Raw genomic sequence first — 4078 nt, forward strand, 5'->3', positions numbered from 1 at the left:
GCTGCAGCTGCTGTTCGCCAACACCGGCAACGCGGCCGCCGTGTTCCATGTCTACGACCGGCTCAACCTCGACCGCCTGCCGCGCCGCTACATGGTCGAAGCCGGCAAGTCGCTCGACGACCGCTGGAACGCGACCGCCGACAACGCCGGCCGCTACGACCTCTGGGTGCTCGGCCCCAACGGCTACCACCGCCATTTCCAGGGCGACCTCAACGCCTTGCGCGCCGGCGGCGCGGCCGTGCCCGAGTTGCGCGTGTGCTACGACATCGCCAACGGCAATGTCTACCTCGAGATGATGAACGGCGGCCAGGCCGCGGCGAAGTTCAGCGTGCGCGCCAAGGCCTACCGCGACGACGGCCCGTGGACCGCGACCGTCGCGGGCGGCGCCAAGGCCGAGCTGCACTGGGAGCTCGCGGCCAGCGGCCAGTGGTACGACTTCGCCGTCACCTGCGATGCCGATCCGGCCTATTACCGCCGCTTCGCCGGCCGCGTCGAGACCGGCAAGCATTCGGTCAGCGACCCCGCGCTGGGCTTGCCCGACCTCTGAGCCCGCATGCATGATCCCCCCGCGCCCACGGTGGCGCGGGAGATGTCATGCACGCCAAGGTGGTCCGGTACTTCGTCGAGGTGGTTCGCGCGGGTTCGATCCGCAAGGCGGCCGCGCAGCTGCACGTGGTGCCGACCGCGATCAACCGGCAGATCCTCAACCTCGAGGAGGAGCTGGGCGCGCCGCTGTTCGAGCGCATCCACAACACGCTCAAGCTCACGCCGGTGGGCGAGCTGGTGCTCGCGCATGCGCGCGGCACGCTGCGCGAGTTCGACGGGGTGCGCCAGCGCATCGAGGCCATGCGCGGGCTGCGCCAGGGCGAGGTCACGCTGGCCACCACCGCCGGCCTCGCCGACGCCTTCCTGCCGGGCGTGGTGCGGCGCTTTCGCGCGGCCCATCCCGGCATCCAGCTCAAGCTGCTGGGCCTGCCGATCGCGGCCGTGCTGCACGGCGTGCGCGAAGGCGATGCCGACCTCGCGCTGGCCTACGACGTGCCCGCCACGGCGGGTTTTCGCACCCTGTTCGCCAGTGAGTGGCCGATCGGCGCGGTGGTGCCGCCCGGCCATGCGCTCACGGCCCATGCGAGCACCGTGCTGGCCGAGTGCGTGGGCCATCCGCTGCTGCTGCCCGCGCCCTCGCTGTCGATCCGGCCGATCATCGACGCCGCCTTCGAGCGCTCGGGCCTGCGCGCCTCGCCCGTGATCGAGACCACCTCCACCGCGCTGATGCGCCGCCTGGTGCGCGAGGGCGAGGGCATCACGCTGCTCAACCGGCTCGACGTGGCCGAGGAGATGCACGACGGCTCGCTGGTCTTCGTGCCGCTGCGCGACGCGACCCTGCCGGCCCAGACGCTCACGCTCGAGACCCGCGCCGCGCAGGCACCGAGCCCCGCGGCCGAGCTGTTCGCGAACCACGTGACGGCCTGCCTCGACGAGCTGCTCGCGCCTTGAGGCCCGCGCCGGGGGCCGTCCACTTTTTGTGCACGGGGCGCGCCATTTATTGACTTTGCGCGTTCGAAGGCATGGCTCCTAGACTGCCGCGCCGGTCCTCGGCCGGAAGGAAAAGTCCCATGCTTTCGAACGACAAGAAAAAGACCCCCGCAGGAGACGGCGAAGGGGTCGACCAGAAGCTTCCCCTCATGCGCTGCGGCGCGCTGAGCCTGCAGCACGTGCTCGTGATGTACGCGGGCACGGTGGCGGTGCCGCTGATCGTGGGCGGCGCGCTCGGCCTCTCGAAGGCCGACATCGCCTTCCTCATCAATGCCGACCTGCTGGCCGCCGGCATCGCCACGCTGGTGCAGGCCATCGGCTTCTGGCGCTTCGGCATCCGCATGCCCGTGATGATGGGCGTGACCTTCGCGGCCGTGGGCCCGATGATCGCGATCGGCATCGATCCCTCGCTGGGTCTGCCCGCGATCTACGGCGCCACCATCGTGGCGGGGCTGTTCGGCATCGTGCTCGCGCCGCTGATGGGGCGCGTGCTCGGCGTGTTCCCGCCGCTGGTGACGGGCACGGTCATCACGCTGATCGGCGTCTCGCTGATGGTGGTGGCGATCCACTGGGCCGCGGGCGGGCAGCCCACCTCGACGCGCAGCATCGAGGGCGTGGCGCATGCAGTGGCCAATCCGGCCTACGGCGAGCCGGTGAACCTCGCCATCGCCGCGGCCGTGCTGGCGGCGATCATCGCGATCACGCGCTTCGGCAAGGGCCTCATCGCCAACATCGCGGTGCTGCTGGGCATCGTCTTCGGCGTGCTGCTGTCGCTGGCGCTCGGCCGCATGCAGTTCGACGGCCTCGAGGAAGCGAGCTGGATGGCCCTGACCACGCCCTTCCACTTCGGCCTGCCGCGCTTCGAGCTCACGGCCATCGCCTCGATGTGCATCGTGATGCTGATCACCCTGGTCGAATCGACCGGCATGTTCCTCGCGCTCGGCGAGATCACGGGCCGCAAGGTCGACACCGACGCGCTCTCGCGCGGCCTGCGCGCCGACGGCCTGGGCACGGTGATCGGCGGCGTGTTCAACACCTTCCCCTACACCTCGTTCTCGCAGAACGTGGGGCTGGTCACGGTCACGGGCGTGCGCTCGCGCTACGTGGCGGCCGGCGGCGGCATGCTGCTGATCGCGCTCGCGCTGTTCCCCAAGATCGCGCACGTGGTGGCCTCGGTGCCCTCCTTCGTGCTCGGCGGCGCGGGCATCGTGATGTTCGGCATGGTCGCGGCCACCGGCATTCGCATCCTCGGCAGCATCGATTACGCGCGCGAACGCCATGCGCTCTACGTGATCGCGATCTCCGTCGGCCTCGGCCTGATTCCCACGCTGTCGCCGAACTTCTTCCAGCACTTCCCGGCCTGGACCCATCCGCTGACGCACAGCGGCATCGTGCTCGGCACCGTCGCGGCGGTGCTGCTCAATCTCTTCTACAACGGCGTGCAGTCGAGGGAACGTTCCTTCACACTGGCGGCACGCACCTCGCACGGAACCGAATGACATGACTTCCTCCACCGCTTCCTCGCCCCGGCCGTTGCGCGTGCTGCGCCACGCCGACGTGCTCGTCACCATGGACGCCGCGCGGCGCGAGATCGCCGATGGCGCGCTGGTGATCGACGGGCCGGCCATCGCCTGGGTCGGTGCCACGGCCGAGCTGCCGCCGGTCTACCTCGAGGCGCTGCGCAGCGGCGCCGCCGAGGCCATCGACCTGCACGGCCACGTGGTGATGCCGGGGCTGGTGAACACCCACCACCACATGTACCAGAGCCTCACGCGCGCGGTGCCCGAGGCGCAGGACGCCGAGCTGTTCGGCTGGCTCACCAACCTCTACCTGCTGTGGGCGCGGCTCACGCCCGAGATGATCCGCGTGTCGACCCAGACCGCGATGGCCGAGCTGATGCTCTCGGGCTGCACCACCACCAGCGACCACCTCTACCTGTTCCCCAACGGCGCGCGGCTCGACGATTCGATCGAGGCGGCCGCCACGATGGGCATGCGCTTCCATGCCGCGCGCGGCAGCATGAGCGTGGGCCGCAGCGCCGGCGGCCTGCCGCCCGACGAGGTGGTGGAGAGCGAGGCCGCGATCCTGCGCGACAGCGAGCGGCTGATCGATCGCTGGCACGACGCCTCGCGCCACTCGATGCGGCGCATCGTGCTCGCGCCCTGCTCGCCGTTCTCGGTCTCGCGCGAGCTCATGCGCGACTCGGCGCTGCTCGCGCGCGAGCGCGGCGTGTCGCTGCACACGCACCTGGCCGAGAACGACAACGACGTCGCCTACTCGCGCGAGAAGTTCGGCATGACGCCGGCCGAGTACGCCGAGGACCTGGGCTGGGTCGGCCGCGACGTCTGGCATGCGCACTGCGTGAAGCTCGACGAGCCGGGCATCGCCCTCTTCGGCCGCACCGGCACCGGCGTGGCCCACTGCCCGTGCTCGAACATGCGGCTGGCCTCGGGCATCGCGCCCATCGGCGCCATGCGCCGCGCCGGCGTGCCGGTGGGCCTGGGCGTGGACGGCAGCGCCTCGAACGACGGCGCCCACCTGC

At 70.9% G+C, this 4078-nt stretch carries 4 protein-coding genes; all 4 read left to right on the plus strand.

Annotation, left to right across the window (positions count from 1 at the left end):
• The coding region (locus AC27VN_RS34600; RefSeq protein ID WP_490879523.1) for a phospholipase domain-containing protein at nucleotides 1–547 on the plus strand (547 nt) is incomplete at its 5' end.
• A gap of 47 nt (nucleotides 548–594) precedes the next feature.
• Entirely contained in the window at nucleotides 595–1497 is a 903-nt protein-coding gene (locus AC27VN_RS34605; RefSeq protein WP_057593776.1) for a LysR substrate-binding domain-containing protein, read from the plus strand.
• A gap of 119 nt (nucleotides 1498–1616) precedes the next feature.
• On the plus strand, nucleotides 1617–3035 hold the full coding sequence (locus AC27VN_RS34610; protein ID WP_490879524.1) for a nucleobase:cation symporter-2 family protein: 1419 nt from the start codon (nucleotides 1617–1619) through the stop codon (nucleotides 3033–3035).
• Nucleotide 3036: 1 nt separating this feature from the next.
• Nucleotides 3037–4078 (plus strand): 8-oxoguanine deaminase (locus tag AC27VN_RS34615; RefSeq protein ID WP_490879525.1); only part of this gene is annotated, 1042 nt, incomplete at its 3' end.

This window comes from Variovorax sp. 20P10.2.4 (genome assembly GCF_058244205.1).